General features: G+C 71.3%; 21 protein-coding genes. 7 read left to right on the plus strand and 14 right to left on the minus strand.

From position 1 onward, the window contains the following. Window positions 1-229: 229 nt before the first annotated feature. The 3 genes from RNB18_RS16060 to sigE all read right to left on the minus strand — a co-directional run bounded on the left by RNB18_RS16060 (window position 230) and on the right by sigE (window position 3,841). Window positions 230-2,092 carry a trypsin-like peptidase domain-containing protein gene (locus RNB18_RS16060; RefSeq protein ID WP_311714732.1) on the minus strand — a complete coding sequence of 621 codons (1,863 nt, stop codon included), beginning with the start codon at window positions 2,090-2,092 and terminating at the stop codon, window positions 230-232. Window positions 2,093-2,183: 91 nt separating this feature from the next. Further along, window positions 2,184-3,146: an anti-sigma factor family protein gene (locus RNB18_RS16065; RefSeq protein WP_311714733.1), complete on the minus strand. Its 963-nt coding sequence runs from the start codon at window positions 3,144-3,146 to the stop codon at window positions 2,184-2,186. After that, window positions 3,143-3,841 carry an RNA polymerase sigma factor SigE gene (gene sigE, locus RNB18_RS16070; RefSeq protein ID WP_057610053.1) on the minus strand — a complete coding sequence of 233 codons (699 nt, stop codon included), beginning with the start codon at window positions 3,839-3,841 and terminating at the stop codon, window positions 3,143-3,145. The genes RNB18_RS16065 and sigE overlap by 4 nt, the downstream gene beginning before the upstream one ends. A gap of 235 nt (window positions 3,842-4,076) precedes the next feature. Here sigE and RNB18_RS16075 point away from each other — a divergent pair, with 235 nt between their 5' ends. After that, a complete protein-coding gene (locus tag RNB18_RS16075) occupies window positions 4,077-4,775 on the plus strand; it encodes an O-methyltransferase (RefSeq protein WP_280863795.1) in 699 nt (232 codons plus the stop codon). A 104-nt stretch (window positions 4,776-4,879) separates the two neighbouring features. Here RNB18_RS16075 and RNB18_RS16080 read toward each other — a convergent pair whose 3' ends face one another. Then, a complete protein-coding gene (locus RNB18_RS16080) occupies window positions 4,880-5,047 on the minus strand; it encodes a DUF3117 domain-containing protein (RefSeq protein ID WP_003966491.1) in 168 nt (55 codons plus the stop codon). 358 nt (window positions 5,048-5,405) lie between these two features. Between RNB18_RS16080 and chcB the strand changes: the two genes are divergently transcribed. Beyond that, entirely contained in the window at window positions 5,406-6,197 is a 792-nt protein-coding gene (chcB, locus tag RNB18_RS16085) for a 2-cyclohexenylcarbonyl CoA isomerase (RefSeq protein ID WP_266559842.1), read from the plus strand. Between the two features lie 22 nt (window positions 6,198-6,219). Here chcB and RNB18_RS16090 read toward each other — a convergent pair whose 3' ends face one another. Together RNB18_RS16090 and RNB18_RS16095 are read right to left on the minus strand one after the other, a co-directional pair. After that, window positions 6,220-6,798: a DNA-3-methyladenine glycosylase I gene (locus RNB18_RS16090; RefSeq protein ID WP_311714734.1), complete on the minus strand. Its 579-nt coding sequence runs from the start codon at window positions 6,796-6,798 to the stop codon at window positions 6,220-6,222. Further along, window positions 6,795-7,154: a DivIVA domain-containing protein gene (locus RNB18_RS16095; RefSeq protein ID WP_079077092.1), complete on the minus strand. Its 360-nt coding sequence runs from the start codon at window positions 7,152-7,154 to the stop codon at window positions 6,795-6,797. Before RNB18_RS16095 ends, RNB18_RS16090 begins: the two co-directional genes overlap by 4 nt. A 146-nt stretch (window positions 7,155-7,300) precedes the next feature. Here RNB18_RS16095 and folP point away from each other — a divergent pair, with 146 nt between their 5' ends. Continuing rightward, complete coding sequence (gene folP / locus RNB18_RS16100; RefSeq protein WP_311714735.1) at window positions 7,301-8,161, plus strand: dihydropteroate synthase; 861 nt, start codon at window positions 7,301-7,303, stop codon at window positions 8,159-8,161. A gap of 77 nt (window positions 8,162-8,238) precedes the next feature. Here the strand turns inward: folP and RNB18_RS16105 are convergent, their stop codons facing one another. Both RNB18_RS16105 and dapE read right to left on the minus strand, forming a co-directional pair. Further along, a complete protein-coding gene (locus tag RNB18_RS16105; RefSeq protein WP_311714736.1) occupies window positions 8,239-8,997 on the minus strand; it encodes an LOG family protein in 759 nt (252 codons plus the stop codon). 122 nt (window positions 8,998-9,119) lie between these two features. After that, on the minus strand, window positions 9,120-10,199 hold the full coding sequence (gene dapE, locus RNB18_RS16110; RefSeq protein WP_311714737.1) for a succinyl-diaminopimelate desuccinylase: 1,080 nt from the start codon (window positions 10,197-10,199) through the stop codon (window positions 9,120-9,122). A gap of 84 nt (window positions 10,200-10,283) precedes the next feature. Here dapE and RNB18_RS16115 point away from each other — a divergent pair, with 84 nt between their 5' ends. Both RNB18_RS16115 and RNB18_RS16120 read left to right on the plus strand, forming a co-directional pair. After that, the gene (locus tag RNB18_RS16115; protein WP_311714738.1) at window positions 10,284-11,252 is read left to right on the plus strand and encodes a heavy metal transporter; all 969 of its coding nucleotides are present in this window, start codon (window positions 10,284-10,286) and stop codon (window positions 11,250-11,252) included. Between the two features lie 276 nt (window positions 11,253-11,528). Beyond that, window positions 11,529-11,969 (plus strand): ATP-binding protein, encoded by a 441-nt coding sequence (locus tag RNB18_RS16120; RefSeq protein ID WP_311714739.1) that lies wholly within the window; start codon window positions 11,529-11,531, stop codon window positions 11,967-11,969. A gap of 68 nt (window positions 11,970-12,037) precedes the next feature. Here the strand turns inward: RNB18_RS16120 and RNB18_RS16125 are convergent, their stop codons facing one another. Both RNB18_RS16125 and fdxA read right to left on the minus strand, forming a co-directional pair. Next, a complete protein-coding gene (locus RNB18_RS16125) occupies window positions 12,038-13,132 on the minus strand; it encodes a bifunctional succinyldiaminopimelate transaminase/glutamate-prephenate aminotransferase (protein WP_311714740.1) in 1,095 nt (364 codons plus the stop codon). A 111-nt stretch (window positions 13,133-13,243) separates the two neighbouring features. Next, window positions 13,244-13,561 carry a ferredoxin gene (gene fdxA / locus RNB18_RS16130; protein WP_007384503.1) on the minus strand — a complete coding sequence of 106 codons (318 nt, stop codon included), beginning with the start codon at window positions 13,559-13,561 and terminating at the stop codon, window positions 13,244-13,246. A gap of 135 nt (window positions 13,562-13,696) precedes the next feature. Between fdxA and RNB18_RS16135 the strand changes: the two genes are divergently transcribed. Together RNB18_RS16135 and RNB18_RS16140 are read left to right on the plus strand one after the other, a co-directional pair. Next, window positions 13,697-14,701, plus strand: a complete 1,005-nt coding sequence (locus RNB18_RS16135; RefSeq protein WP_311714741.1) for a GNAT family N-acetyltransferase — start codon at window positions 13,697-13,699, stop codon at window positions 14,699-14,701. Window positions 14,702-14,733: 32 nt separating this feature from the next. Continuing rightward, window positions 14,734-15,585, plus strand: a complete 852-nt coding sequence (locus RNB18_RS16140; protein ID WP_311714742.1) for a transglutaminase-like domain-containing protein — start codon at window positions 14,734-14,736, stop codon at window positions 15,583-15,585. A 4-nt stretch (window positions 15,586-15,589) separates the two neighbouring features. Here the strand turns inward: RNB18_RS16140 and RNB18_RS16145 are convergent, their stop codons facing one another. The 4 genes from RNB18_RS16145 to RNB18_RS16160 are packed head-to-tail and all read right to left on the minus strand — an operon-like array spanning window position 15,590 to window position 19,039. Then, window positions 15,590-16,207: a response regulator transcription factor gene (locus RNB18_RS16145; protein ID WP_306976755.1), complete on the minus strand. Its 618-nt coding sequence runs from the start codon at window positions 16,205-16,207 to the stop codon at window positions 15,590-15,592. Continuing rightward, window positions 16,204-17,370: a sensor histidine kinase gene (locus RNB18_RS16150; RefSeq protein WP_311714743.1), complete on the minus strand. Its 1,167-nt coding sequence runs from the start codon at window positions 17,368-17,370 to the stop codon at window positions 16,204-16,206. Before RNB18_RS16150 ends, RNB18_RS16145 begins: the two co-directional genes overlap by 4 nt. Then, the gene (locus RNB18_RS16155; RefSeq protein ID WP_311714744.1) at window positions 17,367-18,107 is read right to left on the minus strand and encodes an ABC transporter permease; all 741 of its coding nucleotides are present in this window, start codon (window positions 18,105-18,107) and stop codon (window positions 17,367-17,369) included. Before RNB18_RS16155 ends, RNB18_RS16150 begins: the two co-directional genes overlap by 4 nt. Next, window positions 18,104-19,039 carry an ABC transporter ATP-binding protein gene (locus RNB18_RS16160; protein WP_311714745.1) on the minus strand — a complete coding sequence of 312 codons (936 nt, stop codon included), beginning with the start codon at window positions 19,037-19,039 and terminating at the stop codon, window positions 18,104-18,106. Before RNB18_RS16160 ends, RNB18_RS16155 begins: the two co-directional genes overlap by 4 nt. Between the last annotated feature and the right edge of the window lie 59 nt (window positions 19,040-19,098).

The following is a 19,098-nucleotide window of genomic DNA, read 5'->3' on the forward strand; positions in this document are numbered from 1 at the left end:
CTCCTTGCGATGTCCTCGGTCCTCGGCCCTCGGTGGTCTGTGCGGGTCTTCCGTGGTCCGGGCCGGGTCCACGGTACCTGCCGTTCCCGTACGACCGGTACTGTCCCGAGGGCTCCGAGTGCGGGCGGGTGGGCGGTTTTCCGGGTTGTTTGCCTTGTGGAGAGCGGTTTGGGGCCGCCTCTGTGAGGTTTCTGTTAATCGGTCCTCTGACGGTTCTCTTTCAATTCTCTTAGTCGCCGTCCGAGGATCCGAGCACCAATGAGACGGACTTTTCCCTGCCGTCGCGTTCGACCGTGAGCTCGAGGCGGTCTCCGGGACGGTGGGCGCGGGTCTTCACGATGAGCTCGTCGCCGGAGTGGATACGGCGGCCGTCCACCGCGGTGATGACATCGCCCGCTTCGAGCCCGGCCCTGTCGCCCGGGCCGCCCTCGGTCACGGCGGGTCCGCCGTCACCGCTCTTCGTCCCGACGCGGGCGCCGTCGCCGGTGTAGTCCATGTCGAGGGTGACGCCGATGACGGGGTGGGTCGCCTTGCCCGTGTTGATCAGTTCTTCGGCGACCCGCTTGGCCTGGTTGACGGGGATCGCGAAGCCGAGACCTATCGAGCCGGCCTGCCCGGTCCCGGAACCGGATCCGTCGTCGGCGGAACGGATGGCGGAGTTGATGCCGACGACCCGGGCCCGGGAGTCGAGGAGCGGGCCGCCGGAGTTGCCGGGGTTGATGGGGGCGTCGGTCTGCAAGGCGTCGACGTACGACACGTCAGTGCCGCCCCCGCTCTCGCCTCCGGCGGTGATGGGCCGCTCCTTCGCGCTGATGATCCCGGCGGTGACGGTGCCCTCCAGGTCGAAGGGGGCGCCGATGGCGACGACCGGGTCGCCTACCTGGACGTTGTCGGAGTTGCCGAGGGTCATGGGCTTCAGGCCTCTGACATCGCTCACTTCGACGACGGCGAGGTCGTATCCGCTGTCCCGTCCCACGACGGTGGCCTTGGCGGTGTCCCCGCTGTGAAAGGTCACCGATATCTCGCCGTCGGTCCCGGCCGGCTCCACGACGTGGTTGTTGGTCAGGATGTGCCCGCGATCGTCCAGCACGAAGCCGGTACCGGTACCGGACTCCTCGGCCCCGCTCACATGCAGGGTCACGACGCTGGGCAGGGCGCGGGCGGCGATCCCGGCGACACTGTCGGGAGCCCGCCCCCTGGGCTCCTCCGCAGCCTGCGGCAACTCCACGACGTCCCCTCCCGCACCATTGCGCTCGAGATACGCCCCTACGACCCCACCGACACCGCCTGCGACGAGCGCGAGCAGGAGAGCGCCGGCGAGGAGCGCTCGCCGGGCTCGGCGACGCCGGGTGTCCCTGGTGTCCACGGCGGCGCCGGTTTGCTGGAGGGGGGCGGGGACGGGAGCCCAGGGGTCGTAGTTCTGCCAAGGGGTGCGGGGCACTGGTGACAGCGCTTGCGGCGGTGTGGGCGTGGGTGAGCCGTGCGGCCCGGGCACGTCATGGTCCTTCGGCGGCCCGGAAGTGACCGTGTCCCCGGTCACAGGCGTGGCGTGGGCGGGCGGCGGAGGCGGCGTGGGTATCGCTGCGCCGTGTGCGGGTGCGGTCGCCGGGTGCTGGACCGGCGGAGCGGGGGCCCAGGGGCCCGGTACGCCGTACGGCGGGGTGCTGGTGGAGTCGGAGCCGTGCGCGGGCTCGGGGCGGACCGTGGCGGGCTCTGCAGGACCCTGACCGACGGCGTCGACCGGCTCGGTGGAACGGTCGTCGACGGGAGTGTCCGTCGCAGGGGACTCCGTCGGCAGCGGCCGCGCCAGTGCGAAGTCCCCCTCCTCGACGGACGAGTCCCGCGGGGCCGTGAGTTCGTAGTCACCCTCCGAGTTCGCCCCGCCGAACGGAGCCCTCAACTCGAAGTCGCCCTCAGCCCCCGGCACACCAGCCCCCGCATCAGGCACCCCATCCTCCGGAGCCCTCAGCACGAAATCGGCGTCGGATCCGGTCGTGGCTGGTGTCGGGGTGTCGCTCTCGCCCGGCCCGGAAACCCCCCGTGGCCTGGGTCGGCTCCACCATTTCGCCTTCGTGGGCGTCCCCTCGTCCATGCTCTCCCCACAGCTGACCGGCCGCGGTCCGCGGCACGTCGACCTACCTGTGGATTCAACCAGGTTCACGCGCCGCGGAGCAGGGCACCGGTCAGCGGGAGGTGCTGGGAGGCGTGGGCGCGGACATCGTGTGGGGGACGGGCGCGGCGGGGAGGCCGGAGGCGGACAGGTCCGAAGTCGCGGACCAGGACGTCAGGGTGAGCGGCGGGGTGCTGCTGAGCGGACGTATGAGAGGGGACATGGCGGCGGCACCGGCGAGCACGGGCGCCGTGAGGCTGTGCAGAGCCGCCTCCTTGACCTGGGCGGGGACGCCCGGCAGCAGCGGCGCGGACGCCTCGGTCGGGGAGACCGGGGTGTCGCCGAGCGTCCGCTGTCCCTGATCCTGTGCGAGCAACGGACCCACGCCACGCCGCCGTTGGTTCTCCGGCACCGCCGCTCCCGTGCCCGGTGTGCGCGCCGGAGTCACATTGCTGCCGGCCCCGCGGGCGTCGGTGTCGCCCGGTGCCCCCGTGGTGACGCCGCCCAGGGCGATCGCGGCCAGCGACACCGCCCCGGCGGCGACGAACGCGAACCTCATGCCGCGCGAGGCCGAGCGCTCGGCCTCGTGACGGCTGACGTCATGGATGCGGAAGCCCCGGCCCGCGGAGGGCGGGAGCACCGAGGCGTGCGGGCGGGCGGGGACGTAGCCGAACTCGAAGCGCTCGCCACGTCTCACGCCGAAGGCTCCGGCGGCGCCGGGTCGCCCCGACAGTGCTCCGAGTCCTCCCCCGCCGAACGGCGAGCTGTCGCCATCCTCCGGATCACCTCCCGGCAGGCCCTGAAGCCGGGCCAGGAAGCTCTCCGAGGGCGGGGGCGGGGCGGCCTCCGCGAAGACGTTCTTCAGGCGGCGCTGGGCGTCCGCCTCCGCCTTGCACTTCGGGCAGGTGGCGAGATGCGCGAGAACACGCTCCCGCGTGGCATGACCCAGCTCGCCGTCCACCAGGGCGGCGAGTCGGTCTCCCAGATGCTGTTCCGCGAGGCTCCCCTCGCCGGGTTTGGGCAGTGATCCACTCACGCGGACGCGCCCCCTCCCCCCAAGGCGGGGACCCTGGCCATGAAGGAGCGGCGCTCGGCGCGGGCCTCGGGCGAACGGTGCGCGAGGGCCTTGCGCAGCTGGGAACGGCCGCGGTGGATCCGTGAGCGGACGGTGCCGAGCTTGACGCCCAGGGTCGCGGCGATCTCCTCGTACGACAGTCCTTCGATGTCGCACAGGACGACCGCGGCGCGGAACTCCGGCGCGAGGGTGTCGAGGGCCTGCTGGACGTCCGCGTCGAAGTGGGCGTCGTTGAAGACCTGCTGGGGTGAGGGCTCGCGGCTGGGCAGTCGCTCGGCCGCGTCCTCGCCGAGGGCGTCGAAGCGGATGCGCTGCTTGCGGCGGACCATGTCCAGGAAGAGGTTGGTGGTGATGCGGTGCAGCCAGCCCTCGAAGGTGCCCGGTGTGTACGTGGACAGCGAGCGGAAGACGCGGACGAAGACCTCTTGCGTGAGGTCCTCGGCGTCGTGCTGGTTGCCGGTGAGGCGGTACGCGAGGCGGTAGACGCGGCCGCTGTGCGTGCTGACGATCTCCTCCCAGGTGGGCGGAGTCCACGCCTGCCCGTCCGCGTCGGTGGCGAAGGTCGCGGTCTGGGCGTAGTCGCCGGCGTGGCTGTGGTCAGCAGTGTTGTTCACGGATTTCGGCCTGCCCGCCGATCCGAGGAAGCGCCGCAGCACTCCCCCACGATCTCCAGGCGCGGCCGCACCTCCCCTGTCGGCTCTGGTTGTCTCCAGTGGAGCCCCTACCATAGCCACCTCGCCCGTTAGCTCCGGATAAGCGGTTTTACGAGAATTTGATCTGGGCTGATACCACTCGGTCCCCTGCGTCAGCAGTTGCTCGAGGGCCTGCTCGGCATTGTGATCCAACTGTGTCCCCCCGGGTGCGTCTCCACCCCTCTAAACGCCCGGTCCCATCTGCGGGTTCCCGGCGGCAACGGATACAGTCACGCCCAGGCAACCACGGGGCAAGGAGAGGCTCATTACCGGCAACCGGCAGACGAGCTGGGCGTTCGCCGACGCCTATGTCGCCGAGGACGAAACCCTGCGCTGGGCCCGCGACCGGGCCCGTGACGCCGGGCTGCGCTCGGTGTCGCCCGGCACGGGCGCGGCGCTGCGGTTGCTGGCCGCCTCCGTGGACGCCAAGGCCGTCGCCGAGATCGGCACCGGCACCGGTGTCTCCGGCATCCATCTGCTGCACGGCATGCGCCCGGACGGGGTGCTGACCACCGTCGACCCCGAGCCGGAGCACCAGCAGTTCGCCCGCCAGGCCTTCCGCGCCTGTGGCTTCGCCAGCAACCGGGCCCGCTTCATTCCGGGCCGCGCGCTGGACGTCCTGCCCCGCCTCGCCGACGCCGGCTACGACCTCGTCTTCTGCGACGGCGACCGGCAGGAGGTCATGGACTATCTCGCTGAATCGTTGCGCCTGCTGCGTCCGGGGGGACTGGTCGTCTTCGAGGGCGTCTTCGCCAACGGCCGCACGATGGATTCGGGACCGCAGCCCACGGAGGTGCTGCGCCTCAGAGAGCTGCTGCGGGCCGCACGCGAGAGCCAGGACCTGATGCCGTCACTGCTGCCGGTGGGTGACGGGCTGCTCTGCGCGGTCAAGCGCTGAGCCGGTGAGGGCCGTACGGCCATTCGTGGAAAAGCCCGGGAAAAACTGCTGCCCCGGCATCTCCTGAGATGCCGGGGCAGCCGAAAGGGTATGGTCGCTTCCGCTCAGCCGACGACCTTCTTGAGGGCGTCGCCAAGGGCGTCGGCCTCGTCAGGGGTCAGCTCGACGACGAGCCGACCGCCGCCTTCGAGCGGAACGCGCATGACGATGCCCCGCCCCTCCTTGGTCACCTCGAGCGGGCCATCGCCCGTCCGCGGCTTCATGGCCGCCATGCTCGTTCCCCTTCCTGAAACCAGCTCATCGTCAAAGCCGACAGCCCTGGGAGGGCACGCGCGTCAAAGTGGGACACGCGCCACCGGCATCGAACACATTGCTTCCAAGCCATTATCCCGCATCTCAGGACCCGATGACCAACATCAGTCGGCATCGCTTGGGCAACGCGCGCGAGCAAAACCACTCAATTCGGCGATGTGGCTGCGATACTCCGCCGCTGCGCCGATCCCGGCCGGTCGTGAGCGCTCCGGAATTCTTTGACGCAGGTCACACGTCCGGTCCGGTCCTCGGACGGCGATCTCCGCCATGCTGTCCCTCGGACATCGGATGCAGCGGACACACCGGAGGGGATACGCCATGGCCGACACCGTGCTCTACGAGGTGCACGACGGGCTCGCGACGATCACGCTGAACCGGCCGGAGGCGATGAACGCGCTGAACGTCGCCACGAAGGTCGCGCTGCGGGAGGCCGTGGAGTCGGCGGCCTCGGACGACGCCGTACGGGCCGTGCTGCTCACCGCCGCCGGGGAGCGGGCGTTCTGCGTGGGGCAGGACCTCAAGGAGCACATCGGGCTGCTGATGCAGGGGTCCGACGTCGTGATGAGCACGGTCAAGGAGCACTACAACCCCGTGGTGCGAGCGCTTACGGAGATGCGCAAGCCCGTGGTCGCCGGGGTGAACGGGGTCGCTGCCGGGGCCGGCTTCGGGCTCGCGCTGGCCGCGGACTACCGGGTGGTGGCGGACACCGCCGCCTTCAACACGTCCTTCGCGGGAGTCGCGCTGACCGCGGACTCCGGCATCTCGTGGACGCTGCCGCGGGTGGTCGGGCCGGGCAGGGCCGCGGATCTGCTGCTCTTTCCTCGGACCGTCTCGGCGCAGGACGCGTACGAGCTGGGCATCGTGAACCGTCTCGTGCCGTCGACCGAGCTGCCCGCGGAGGCGGAGAAGGTGGCGCGGGCGTTGGCCTCGGGGCCGACGGTGGCGTACGGGGCGATCAAGGAGTCGCTCGCGTACGCGCTGTCGCACTCTCTGGCGGAGACGCTGGAGAAGGAGGACGAGCTGCAGGGGCGGGCCGGGGCGTCCGAGGACCATGCGATTGCCGTGCGGGCGTTCGTGAACAAGGAGACGCCGGAGTATCTGGGGCGGTGACCCGCCGTCGCGGGGTGGGCCCCTAAACGCGTCTCGCCACGCACGATTCCAAGTGGTCGTCGACCAGGCCGCAGGCCTGCATCAGCGCGTACGCCGTCGTCGGGCCCACGAAGCGCAGGCCGCGCTTCTTCAATGCCTTCGACAGGGCTGTCGACTCCGGAGTCACCGCCGGGACGTCTCCCAGGGTCCTGGGGATCGCATGAGAAGCCGGCACATGGGACCAGATCAGCTCGTCCAGCTCGCCCGGGGCCCACTCGGCCAGCACGCGCGCGTTGGCCATCGTCGCGTCGATCTTGGCGCGGTTGCGGATGATTCCCGGGTCGAGCAGCAGGCGGTCGCGGTCGGCCTCGCCGAACGCGGCCACCTTGGCGATCTCGAAGCCTGCGAAGGCGGCGCGGAAGCCCTCGCGGCGGCGCAGGATCGTGATCCAGGACAGGCCGGACTGGAAGGCCTCCAGGCTGAGGCGTTCGTACAGGGCGTCGTCGCCGTGGACCGGGCGGCCCCACTCCTCGTCGTGGTACGTCACGTAGTCCGGCGTGGACAGGGCCCAGGGGCAGCGCGGCGCGCCGTCCGGTCCGGCCAGGGCAGCACTGTCGCTCACCGCTGCTCCCCGTGGCCGTGCTCAGGCTTCTCCATGGAGACATGGGCCGCGGCGCGGGCCCCGGCCAGCGCGGACTCCAGGTCGGCGATCCGGGCGTCCCGCTCGGCGAGCTCAGCGCCGAGGCGGCTGAGCGCGTCGTCGACGTCAGCCATGCGGTAGCCGCGGGCGGTCAGCGGGAAGCGCAGGCTGTCGATGTCCGCGCGGTTCACCGGTCGGTCCGGCGGCAGCGGGTCCTGGAGCCGCTCGGGGGTGACGTCCGGCAGCGGCCCGTCGCTCTCCCCGCCGCCCACGACGGCGAGCGTCACCGCGGCGACCACGACCGCGAGCGCGATGACCAGGAACAAGAACATAACCATCGCTGAGGTCCCCATGGTCCCTGCCGGCGGCCGGCCGCCGGCGTCGAATGTGTCAGGGTCCGATCGTGCCATGCGAGTCTGACAGTTAGGGTCGCAGGCGGCCGCAGACTCCGAACACACAGACGCACGAAGTGAGGTCACAGGCGATGCTCAGGCTGGGCAGGCGTGAATTCGACGCGCACGAGCCGGTGATCATGGCGATCGTGAACCGGACCCCCGACTCCTTCTACGACCGGGGAGCCACGTTCCTCGACGAGCCCGCCCTCGCGCGCGTGGAGCAGGCGGTGGCCGAAGGTGCCGCCATCATCGATGTCGGCGGGGTCAAGGCAGGGCCCGGGGAAGAGGTCTCCGCGACGGAGGAGGCGCGGCGGACCGTCGGGTTCGTGGCGGAGGTGCGGCGGCGGTTCCCCGACGTGATCATCAGCGTCGACACCTGGCGGGCGTCCGTCGGTGAGGCCGTCTGCGAGGCGGGGGCGGACCTGCTCAACGACGCGTGGGGCGGGGTCGATCCGGGGCTCGCCGAGGTCGCCGCGCGGTACCGGGTGGGGCTGGTGTGCACGCACGCCGGGGGCGCCGAGCCGCGTACGCGGCCGCACCGGGTGACGTACGACGACGTCATGGCCGACATTCTGCGGGTGACCGTGGGTCTCGCCGAGCGGGCGGTGGCTCTGGGGGTGCCCCGGGAGTCCGTGATGATCGATCCCGGGCACGACTTCGGGAAGAACACGCGGCACAGTCTCGAGGCGACCCGGCGGCTCGGGGAGATGGTCGGGACGGGGTGGCCCGTGCTGGTGTCCCTGTCCAACAAGGACTTCGTGGGCGAGACCCTGGACCAGCCGGTGAAGGAGCGGTTGGTCGGGACGCTGGCGACCACCGCGGTGTCGGCCTGGCTGGGGGCGCAGGTGTACCGGGTGCACGAGGTCGCCGAGACCCGGCAGGTGCTGGACATGGTGGCGTCGATCGCGGGGCACCGGCCTCCTGCGGTCGCGCGTCGAGGGCTGGCGTAGGGGTTCTTCCGCACCCACTCCTCAAAGGCCGGAGGGGCTGATTTCCCAGCCCCTCCGGCGTTCCGAGCCCACAGGGACTACCGACCCGCCTCCTTGGACACCAACGCCACCGCCTCGTCCACGTCGTCCGTCATGTGGAACAGCAGCAGGTCCTTCTCCGACGCCTTGCCCTGGGCGATCAGGGTGTTCCTGAGCCAGTCGACGAGTCCGCCCCAGTACTCGCTGCCGAAGAGCACGATCGGGAAGCGGGTGACCTTCTGGGTCTGGACCAGCGTCAACGCCTCGAACAGCTCGTCCAGGGTGCCGAGTCCGCCCGGCAGGACCACGAAACCCTGCGCGTACTTCACGAACATCATCTTGCGGACGAAGAAGTAGCGGAAGTTGAGGCCGATGTCGACGTAGGGGTTGAGCCCCTGCTCGAAGGGGAGCTCGATGCCGAGGCCGACGGAGGTGCCGTTCGCCTCGCAGGCACCCTTGTTGGCCGCCTCCATGGCGCCGGGGCCGCCGCCGGTGATGACGGCGAAGCCGGCCTCCACCAGGCCCCGGCCGAGCCGCACGCCCGCCTCGTACTCCGGGGAGTCCGCAGGCGTCCGCGCGGAGCCGAACACGCTGATCGCGGGCGGGAGTTCGGCGAGCGTGCCGAAGCCCTCGATGAACTCCGACTGGATGCGCAGAACGCGCCAGGGGTCGGTGTGGACCCAGTCCGAGGGACCGCCCGCGTCCAGCAGTCGCTGGTCGGTCGTGCTCGCCGTGACCTGTCCCCGCCTGCGGAGGACAGGTCCCAGGCGCTGCTCCTCCGGCGGCTGCTTCTTGCCCTCGGGGTTCCCGGTAGCCATGTGCGCTCCCTCCGCTTGCCTGGTTTTTCCGTCTCAGCGTAGATCTACGCGGGTTACGGAGGGGGGACGTACGCGTGTCCGCCATGAAGCGCCACCGGGCGGAACCCGGCGAGACGCGTCATCTACGACGTCAGCCATGCCCTCAGCTTCTCCTCCGCCTCCGGGATCAGCGACACCTTCACCCGCTCGTCCACCTTGTGCGCCAGCAGCGGCTGACCGGGGCTGTAGTTCACCGCGGGCACGCCGAGCGCGCTGAAGCGGGACACGTCCGTCCAGCCGAACTTGGGGCGGGCGACGCCCCCGACCGCCGCCATGAAGGCCTGGGCGACGGGGTGGGTGAGGCCGGGGCGGGCACCGCCGGTGTGGTCGTCGACGGTGAACTCGTCGACCCCGCAGTCCGCGAAGAAGTCCCGCACGAAAGACTCCGCCTCGGCCTCGCTGCGGTCCGGGGCGTAACGGAAGTTGACCGTCAGCGTGCAGGAGTCGGGGATGACGTTCGTGGCCACACCGCCCTCCACCCGCACCGCGTTGAGACCCTCGTGGAACTCGAGACCGTCCACCACCGGCTTGCGCGGCTCGTAGGCCGCCAGCTTCGCGAGGGCGGGAGCGGCCTTGTGGATCGCGTTGGAGCCCATCCACGCGCGCGCGGAGTGCGCACGCTCTCCCTTGAACGTCAGCAGCACCCGCAGAGTTCCCTGGCAGCCGCCCTCGACCTGGTTGTCCGTCGGCTCCAGGAGGACCGCGAAGTCGCCCTCCAGCCACTCGGGGTGGGCCTCGGCCACATGTCCCAGGCCGTTGAGGTGTGCCGCGACCTCTTCGTTGTCGTAGAAGATGAAGGTGAGGTCGCGGTTGGGCTCGGGGACCGTCGCCGCGATCCGCAGCTGGACCGCGACCCCGGACTTCATGTCGCAGGTGCCGCAGCCCCACAGGTAGCCCTCGTCGTCGAGGCGGGAGGGGACGTTGCCCGCGATGGGGACCGTGTCGATGTGGCCGGCGAGGATGACGCGTTCCGGACGGCCGAGGTTCGTGCGGGCGACGACGTTGTTGCCGTGGCGGGCGACCGTCAGGTGCGGCAGGGCGAGCAGGGCGGTCTCGATCGCGTCCGCCAGAGGCTTCTCGGTGCCGCTCTCGGAGGGGAAGTCGACGAGCTGCGCGGTGAGCTGAGCTGCGTCCAGCGAAAGGTCAAGAGGGGTGTCGGCCATGCTCCCGACCCTAACGCCCCGCTGTTCGCGCCCACTGTCCACATCCGGCGCGGGTGTCTCAGTACTCTCCAGTATCTTGTCCGGATGCCAGAGCCGTTGCCCCCTACTCGCAAGCGCCGTGGCCGCCTCCTCCGCTTCGGGGCGGCCCTCGTGGTCCTGTGCGCGGTCGCCGGTTACCTCGTGGTGCAGTACGTCACCGGAGGCACCGACGGGCCGCGCTGCAGAGTCGTCTCGGGCAGTGCCGTCGGACCGTCGTACGAGTTCACGCCCGAGCAGGCGGTGAACGCGGCGACGATCACCGCCGTCGGCACCGGGCGCGGGCTGCCGGAGCGGGCCGTGGCGATCGCGCTCGCCACCGCGCTCCAGGAGTCGGGGCTGCGCAACATCCAGCACGGCGACCGTGACTCGCTCGGGCTGTTCCAGCAGCGGCCCTCGCAGGGCTGGGGAACCCCGCAGGAGATCCTGGACCCGACGTACGCGGCGGGCGAGTTCTACAAGCACCTGGTCAAGGTGCGGGGCTACCAGGACCTCCCGCTGACCGTCGCCGCCCAGCGTGTGCAGCGCAGCGGGTATCCGGAGGCGTACGCCAAGCACGAGCCGGACGCCACCTTGCTCGCCGCCGCCCTGACCGGCACCTCCGCGGCCACCCTGACCTGTGACGGGCGCCAGGACTCCACACAGGCCGTCCAGGCCACCGCCACGGGCCCGGACGCGGTGCGGTCGGCTCTCGTACGGGACTTCGGGCGGGACGCCCTGGAGACGACCGCCGCGGAGGTGGGCGGCAAGGCCTCGCCGAGCCCGACCCCCACCTCGGGCGACGGGCGCACCGTGACCCTGCCCGTGCGGGAGAACACCGGCCCGGGCTCCGACCGCAGTATCAGGGAACGCGGCTGGCAGCTCGCCCACTGGGCCGTCGCCAACTCCTCCGCGCTGCGCATCGAGCGCGTCTCGTACGCCGGGCGGCAGTGGACGGCCGGGAACACGGACAGCGAGTGGCGTACGGCGGCCGGCGAGGGCGGCACGGGCGCGGTGCGGATACTGACGGGACGGTAGTTCGGAAGATCACCTGGAAGGGTCATGTGCGCCCACTGTCGGAGCGGGTGTGCGCAGGTTTTCGTCACGTCACCCCCGTATCCGCAAAAACCCTTGAGTTCAAAGGGCTGCAACGATTCGGCAGACTTTCAGACCGGAAGCCTTTTGCCCGTTTTTATCCGTAGGTGATAATGCGACGCATTGCCAACTCTTTACGTTGGCCCTCCGCAACCTTCGACGGCTTCGAGCGGTAGTCACGGCGTCCTAAGCAACGTTTTCCTCCGTCGAAGGAGCAACATGTCCCTCCCCCTGACCCGCAGGATCGCCCGTGCCGCGCTGCTCGTGGCTGCGGGAGCGGCAGCCGGGGTCGGTGCGGCCGGCGCCGCCAGTGCGGCCCCCGCGCAGCCGACGGCCACCCCGAACCTCGGTGGGCTGACCGCTCTGGACGGGGCGAACGTCGGCAACACGGTGGACGGCGCGGCGCAGAACCTGACCGGGACCGCGGCCAAGACCGGTGGCAAGACGGTCGAGAAGGCGGTGCCGACCGCGGGCAAGGCCGTGAAGAAGGTGGCACCGGTCGCGCAGAAGGCGGCGGGCGAGGCCGCCGGTTCCGCCGGGGGCCTCCTCGGGGAGACCGCGTCCGGCGCGACGAAGGGCGGCCTGCCGGCCGGCTCCCTCGCCAAGGGCGGCGTGCCGGCGGCGGGCACCCTGCCGGTGAAGGGCCTTCCGCTCGGCTAGTACCTCGCGCATACGGCGAAGGGGTCCGGGAACACCATCCCGGACCCCTTCGCCGTATGCCCGCGCGTCTACGCCAGGCGCTCGACCGCCGACCGCACCCGCTCGTCCGTCGCCGTCAGCGCTACGCGTACGAACTTCTCGCCCGCCTCGCCGTAGAAGTCGCCCGGGGCCACCAGGATGCCCAGGTCGGCCAGGTGGGCGACGGTCGACCAGCAGGACTCGTCCCGCGTGGCCCAGAGGTAGAGGCTGGCCTCACTGTGCTCGATACGGAAGCCGTGGGACCGCAGTGCCTCGCGCAGCAGGGTGCGGCGGGCCAGGTAGCGCTCGCGCTGTTCGTGGACGTGGGTGTCGTCGCCCAGGGCCGCCACCACCGCGGCCTGGGTCGGCGCCGGAGTCATCATGCCGCCGTGCTTGCGGATCTCCAGGAGGGGCGCCAGGACGGCCGGGTCGCCCGCCAGGAAGGCCGCGCGGTAGCCCGCGAGGTTGGACCGCTTCGACAGCGAGTGCACGGCCACGAGGCCGTCGTAGGAGCCGCCGTTGACGTCCGGGTGCAGGACCGAGACCGGGTCCGCCTCCCAGCCGAGCTCCAGGTAGCACTCGTCGGAGAAGACCAGGATGCCGTGGGACCGGGCCCAGGCGACGATCCTCGTCAGCTCCTCCTTCGACAGCACCTTGCCGGTCGGGTTCGACGGGGAGTTGAGCCACAGGAGCTTCAGGCCCGCCGGGTCCAGCTCGGTGGGGTCGTCGTAGACCTCGTGGCCGGCGCGGGCGAGGCGCGCGCCGACCTCGTACGTCGGGTAGGCCAGGCGCGGGTACGCGACCCGGTCGCCCGGGCCGAGGCCCAGCTGGGTGGGGAGCCAGGCGACGAGTTCCTTGGAGCCGACGATCGGCAGGACGTGGCGGTGGGTGACCTCGCGGGCGCCCAGGCGCCGCTCGACCCAGCCGGTGATCGCGTCACGCAGCGCCGGGGTGCCCCAGACCGTCGGGTAGCCCGGGGAGTCCGCCGCGTCGATCAGGGCCTTCTGGACGAGATCGGGGACCGGGTCGACGGGGGTGCCGACCGACAGGTCGACGATGCCTCCGGGGTGCGCGGCCGCCGTCTTCTTGTACGGCTCCAGCTTGTCCCAGGGGAAGGTGGGAAGGCGGTCGGAGACTGCGGACACGGCTTTCGGGCTCACTTTCGGGTCGTACGGCAAACGCCTCGGCCCCGCACGGCCGTGATCAGGCCGTACGGGACCGAGGCGGCACGAAGTGCGGGCCGCTGATGCGGATGACTATGCCTGCGGCGGCAGCGCGGCGATGAACGGGTGGTCCCGCTCGATCAGACCCAGCTTGCTGGCGCCGCCGGGCGAGCCGAGCTCGTCGAAGAACTCGACGTTCGCCTTGTAGTAGTCCTTCCACTCGTCCGGAGTGTCGTCCTCGTAGAAGATCGCCTCGACCGGGCAGACCGGCTCACATGCACCACAGTCGACGCATTCGTCCGGGTGGATGTACAAGGACCGGGAGCCCTCGTAGATGCAGTCGACCGGGCACTCCTCGATGCAGGCCTTGTCCTTCACGTCGACACAAGGCTGCGCGATGACGTAGGTCACGCTGTCGTTCCTCCTCCATGCTGGCGGGCCTCCTCAGGCTCCGCCGCCTCGCGCGCGGGAGCGCGGCGTCGTCGATGCCCGCCCCTAGTATCTCCGTTCTTGGGCATGATCCGAACAGGAGGGGTGAACTGACCTGTGGAAATCTCCGCCGGGGGGCGTCTCGTCGTCCGTATCTCCGCAGCTGACGTGGGCAAACGGGTATCCGTGCGGCGCCTGGACGAAACCGGCGGGCCGGGGCAGAACTTCACCGACACGGTGGGTGTTCTCACATCATGGGACGACGGTGTGCTGATGATCACGCGCCGGGACGGCGAGCGCGTCCGCATTCCGGAATCCGCGCTGGTGGCGGGCAAGGTCGTCCCCGCCGAACCGGCCCGCCGCCGGGGCCCGGCCGCCTCGTACGAGGAACTGGCCCGGATCACCGCGCGCGGCTGGCGGCCGGTGGAGAGCGAGCGGCTCGGCGAGTGGGAGCTGCGGGCCGCCTCCGGGTTCACCCGCCGCGCGAACTCCGTCCTCCCGCTCGGCGACCCCGGCCTGCCGCTCGACGAGGCCCTGACCGCCGTACGACGGTGGTACGGCGACCGCGGTCTGCCGGCGTACATACAGACCGCGACCGGCGCCGCGGGCACCCAGGAGGCGCTGTGCGCGGAGCTGGAGGCGCGGGGGTGGACACGGGAGGTGACGGCGGAGCTGTGGACCGGGGCGCTGGCGCCGGTCGCCGACCGCGAGACTTCGGGTGTCGTGCTGTCCCGGGAGGCCGACGCGGACTGGCTGGCGCGCTATCAGCGCAAGGGGGTGAGCGAGGTCGCGCTGCGGGTGCTGAGGAGCGGGCCGTCGGTGTGGTTCGCCACCGTCCCCGGTGAGGACGCGCCGGCCGCGATCGGGCGGTGTGTCGTCGACGGGCGGTGGGCCGGGTTCGCCGCGGTCGAGGTGGATCCTTCGCTACGGCGACGGGGGCTGGCCTCGACCGTGATGGCGGCGCTGGCCCGGCGGGCGCTCGACGAGGGGGCGTCGGCCGCGTGGCTCCAGGTCGAGTCGGACAACACCGGTGCGCGGGCCCTGTACGACGGCATGGGGTTCGCCGCGCACCATGCCTACCACCACTACCGCGAGCCGGACGTCTCCGGCGAGGCGCGGTAGTAGCGATCGCCGTGAAAGGGCACGAGCCAGCTATGCGTCCCCCGTTTCCGCCACCGCCCGAACGTTCCGCCGAGATCCGCAGGCGGTTCGCCGATGAGGCGCGGTCCGAGCGGCCGGATCTGTCCGCGCTGTGTCTGCTCGTCGGGGCGCAGGCGGACGGGGAGCTCGACGAGACCGGCATCGACGCGGCCCAGATCGAACTCGACCGGCTGGCCGGGCAGTTGCCGTTCCGGCCGGGTGGGCCGCGGTCGTGGGCGGTGTCACTGCGGGAGCTCCTCGGGGACCGCTGCGGGTTTCGTGGCGCGCCGGCGGACTACCAGCGGCTGGAGTCCTCGCTGCTGCACGAGGTGCTACGGCGGCGCAGGGGGCTGCCGATCCTGCTGTCCGTGGTGTGGATGGAGGTGGCCCGGCGGGCGGGGGCTCCGGTGTACGGGGTGGCGCTGCCGGGGCATTTCGTGGTCGGGTTCGGGCCGACGGAGGAGCAGGTGCTGGCCGATCCGTTCGACGGGGGGCGGGTGTTGAGCGGCGGCGACGCGGAGTTGCTGGTCGCCGGGGCGACGGGGAGTTCGCTGGATCCGTCGATGCTGAGTCCGGCGGATCCGCTGGACGTCGTACAGCGGATCCTGAACAACGTCCGGGCGTGGGCCGCGGCCAGGCCCGAACGGTCGGACGTGGCCCTGTGGGCCGTGGAGCTGTCGCTGCTGCTGCCGTCCCACCCGGCCCGACTGCGGTACGAACGGGCCCAGTTGTTCGTGCAGCGGGGGGACTTCGTACAGGGAGCCGTCGAGTTGGACGCGTACGCCGAGGTGGTGGCGGCCGTCGACGAGCCGGCGGCGGCGCGCGTGCGGCAGCAGGCTCACGCCGCACGCGCGATGTTGAACTAGGGCGTTACAGCCAGCCCTTCTCCCTCGCGATCCGGACTGCCTCGGCCCGGTTCCGTACCGCCAGCTTCTGGATGGCCGTGGAGAGGTAGTTGCGGACCGTGCCCTGGGACAGGTGGAGGGTCTGCGCCAACTCCGCGTTCGTGGAGCCGTCGGCCGCCGCTCGGAGGACCTCTCGCTCCCTGTCCGTCAGCGGGTTCGCGCCCTCCGCCAGCGCCGCTGCCGCCAGGGTGGGGTCGATGACCCGCTCCCCCGCCAGTACCTTGCGTACCGCCTGAGCCAGTTGGGAGGCGGGGGCGTCCTTGACGAGGAAGGCGTCGGCGCCCGATTCCATCGCGCTGCGGAGATAGCCGGGGCGGCCGAAGGTCGTGAGGATCACGAGCTTCACCGACGGGAGTTCCTTGTGGAGTTGAGCCGCCGCCTCTATGCCCGTCGCGCCCGGCATCTCGATGTCCATGAGGGCCACGTCGATGTCGTGGGCGCGGGCCGCCGCCAGGACCTCGTCGCCGCGGGCCACTTGGGCGACGACCTCGATGTCGTCCTCCAGGCCGAGCAGGGCGGCCAGGGCCTCGCGGACCATCGACTGGTCCTCGGCGAGCAGGACCTTGATCGTGCGGCTCGTCATGTGGCGGATCCTACGTCGGCCGCGGAACCGGCGGGCACCCGGGCGACCAGGCGGAAGCCGTGCCGGGTGCCGTCGGCCTCCAGGGTGCCGCCTGCCTTCTCCAGGCGCTCGGTGAGACCGGTCAGGCCGTTGCCCGGACCGTTGCCCGCGTCGCCCGAGCCGTCGTCCTCCACGGTGAGTTCGAGCCTCGGCCCGTCGAGGGTCTGGCGGTGCAGCAGCTCCACCGTGCAGCCGCGGGCGCCGCTGTGCCGTACGACATTGGTGACCGCCTCGCGCAGCGCCCAGGCCAGGGCCGACTCGCTCTCCTCGGGGACGCCGGTGAGGTCGGGTTCGGCGGGCAGCGCGGCGCTGACTCCCGCGGCCGTCAACGCGACCTGGGCGCCCGCGAGTTCCGCGGCCAGGCGGGCGCGCCGGTAACCGGTGACCGCCTCGCGGACGTCCACCAGGGCCTGGCGGCTGACCTGTTCGATGTCGGCGACCTGCTGGGCCGCCTTGTCGGGGTGGGCGGGGAGCATCCGGCCCGCCAGTTCGCTCTTCAGGGTGATGAGGGACAGGGAGTGGCCGAGGAGGTCGTGCAGGTCCCTGGCCAGGCGAAGACGTTCCTCGTTGGCGGCGAGCTGGGCGACCCGCGCCCTGGCCTCCCGCAACTCGATGGTCGTACGGACGAGTTCGCGTACGCCGGTCATCGCGAAGCCGCCGAGCAGCGCCGGGATGAGGAGGGCGCCGATGTAGTCCGTGCCGTCGGCGACGACCAGGGCGAGGCTCGCCATCAGGGCGGACGCGGCCGGGATGGTCCAGCGGGCGAGCCGCAGCGGCAGGGCCGCGCCGGACGCGATCGACACGTACACGAAGAGGACGAGCCACTCGCGGCCCAGGGTGAGGACGAGCAGGGTCGACTCGACCGAGAGGACCGCGAGGGAGACGAGCACGAAGCTTTGGGCGTTGCGGCGGCCGGTCCGGAACAGCAGGGCCAGGTACCAGGCGACGAAGACCGCGAGGCCGAGCCAGCCGAGGACGACGGCCACGACCCCGTGGCCGCCGTGCAGGAGGTCCGAGACGGGTGCGCTCAGATAGACCAGCCAGATGCCCGTCCACAGCAACTTGACCATCGTCTGCTTGCGGGTCTCCGGGCGCTGCCCGATCCCGACGCCGGTGCCGCTCACGCCTTCAACGTGTCCTTCCGGTACAGCCAGGCCGCTCCGCCCGCGAACAGGACGAAGGAGACGGCCAGGACGGCGATGTCCTGTGCGTGCGGGGCGCGGCTCTGTTCGATGGCCTGCCCGAGGGCAGCGTACGCGTGCGTGGGCAGCCACTTGGCTATGTCCTGGAGCCACTGCGGGAAGGTCGTCGTCGGCATCCACAGGCCGCCCAGCATCGACAGTCCGAAGTAGGTGATCATCGTGATCGGGCGGACCGCGTCGCCGGTGGCGAGGTAGCCGATGGCCACGCCGAGCGCGGCGAAGACGAGGCTTCCGGCCCAGATCGCGCCGGTGAGCGCGAGCCACTGCCAGGCGTCCAGGCGTACGTCCTTCACGAGCGCGGCGACGACGAACACGACCACGATCGAGGGCAGGCTCACCACGGCCGCGCTCGCCGTCTTCGCGAACACATAGCCGCGTCCCGGCAGCGGGGTCAGTCTCAACTGCCGTACCCAGCCGCCCTCCCGCTCCTTGGCGATGCGCTCGCTGTTGCCCATCAGAACGGCGGTCAGGGCGCCGAAGGAGGCCATCGAGACCATCATGTAGGTCGGCAGGGTCAGGCCCGTGCCGTCGACCTTCGTCGTGCTGTCGGCGTTGCCCGCGATGATCAGGAACAGCAGCGACGGGTACATCACCGAGAAGAACAGGAACTTGCGGTTGCGCAGGGCGCGGGTGAGTTCCAGCTTGATGAGGCTGTTCACTTCGACTTCGCCTCCTCGGCGGCGGTGATGGCGACGAAGGCCTGCTCCAGACCGAGCCCGGCGACTTCGAGATTGCGGGGGTAGACGCCGAGGCCGTAGAGGGCGTGGACGGTCGCGTCGGCGTCGGTGGACTGGATGCGGATCGTCTGGCCGCTGCCCGCGGCGGAGCCGCTTTTCGACACAGTGACGGAGGTGAGGAACGGCAGACCGCGCAGGGGCGCCTCGTCGATCGTGCCCTCCAGGTCGAAGGCGATCCTGCGGGCGCCTGCCTTGGCCTTGATCTCGGCGGCCGTGCCGTCGGCCAGCAGGCGGCCCCGGTGCAGCACCAGCACCCGGTCGGCGATGGCGTCGGCCTCTTCGAGGTAGTGGGTGGCGAAGAGGACCGTACGGCCCTGGTCGGCCTGTTCGCGCATGGTGGCCCAGAAGGCCTGCCGGGTGGTGACGTCCATGCCGGTCGTGGGTTCGTCGAGGACGATCAGGTCGCTGTCGCCCGCGGTCGCGAGGGCGAAGCGGACGCGCTGGGCCTGGCCGCCGGAGAGCTTGTTGACCTTGCGCTCGGCGATCTGGGCGATACCGGCGCGGGCGAGGACGTCGTTCGCCTTGTACGGCTTGGGATGCAGGTCGCAGGCGAGCCGTACCAGCTCGGCGACCGTGACCTCGTCCATCAGCCCGCCGCTCTGCAGCATCGCGCCCACGCGTCCGGCGACGATCGCCTCACGCGGGGTGGTGCCGAAGAGCCGGACGCTGCCGCTGTCGGGCTGCTTGAGGCCGAGCAGCAGGTCGAGGGAGGTCGACTTGCCGGCGCCGTTGGGGCCGAGCAGCGCCACGGTCTCCCCCGGCCGCAGGGTCAGAGTCAGTCCGTCCACGGCTCGTACCTCGCCGTACGCCTTGCTCACCTGGTCGAACGCGACCACCGGGGCTGTCGTTGTCATACGGCCATGGTGGCTGCGCGGGTGCGGCCGCGGGCAGTGTCGGCCGTCCGGAGTGCCGC

The sequence above is a fragment of the Streptomyces doebereineriae genome (assembly GCF_031845645.1).
GTDB classification, from domain to species: Bacteria; Actinomycetota; Actinomycetes; order Streptomycetales; family Streptomycetaceae; genus Streptomyces; species Streptomyces canus.

Bases quoted from the DNA above. Each gene is read 5' to 3' on its own strand.
- RNB18_RS16060 (WP_311714732.1), bottom strand. From the start codon at position 2,092: ATGGACGAGGGGACGCCCACGAAGGCGAAATGGTGGAGCCGACCCAGG.
- RNB18_RS16080 (WP_003966491.1), bottom strand. From the start codon at position 5,047: ATGGCGGCCATGAAGCCGCGGACGGGCGATGGCCCGCTCGAGGTGACC.
- chcB (WP_266559842.1), top strand. From the start codon at position 5,406: ATGGCCGACACCGTGCTCTACGAGGTGCACGACGGGCTCGCGACGATC.
- RNB18_RS16095 (WP_079077092.1), bottom strand. From the start codon at position 7,154: ATGGTTATGTTCTTGTTCCTGGTCATCGCGCTCGCGGTCGTGGTCGCC.
- folP (WP_311714735.1), top strand. From the start codon at position 7,301: ATGCTCAGGCTGGGCAGGCGTGAATTCGACGCGCACGAGCCGGTGATC.
- RNB18_RS16105 (WP_311714736.1), bottom strand. From the start codon at position 8,997: ATGGCTACCGGGAACCCCGAGGGCAAGAAGCAGCCGCCGGAGGAGCAG.
- dapE (WP_311714737.1), bottom strand. From the start codon at position 10,199: ATGGCCGACACCCCTCTTGACCTTTCGCTGGACGCAGCTCAGCTCACC.
- RNB18_RS16115 (WP_311714738.1), top strand. From the start codon at position 10,284: ATGCCAGAGCCGTTGCCCCCTACTCGCAAGCGCCGTGGCCGCCTCCTC.
- RNB18_RS16120 (WP_311714739.1), top strand. From the start codon at position 11,529: ATGTCCCTCCCCCTGACCCGCAGGATCGCCCGTGCCGCGCTGCTCGTG.
- RNB18_RS16140 (WP_311714742.1), top strand. From the start codon at position 14,734: ATGCGTCCCCCGTTTCCGCCACCGCCCGAACGTTCCGCCGAGATCCGC.
- RNB18_RS16145 (WP_306976755.1), bottom strand. From the start codon at position 16,207: ATGACGAGCCGCACGATCAAGGTCCTGCTCGCCGAGGACCAGTCGATG.
- RNB18_RS16160 (WP_311714745.1), bottom strand. From the start codon at position 19,039: ATGACAACGACAGCCCCGGTGGTCGCGTTCGACCAGGTGAGCAAGGCG.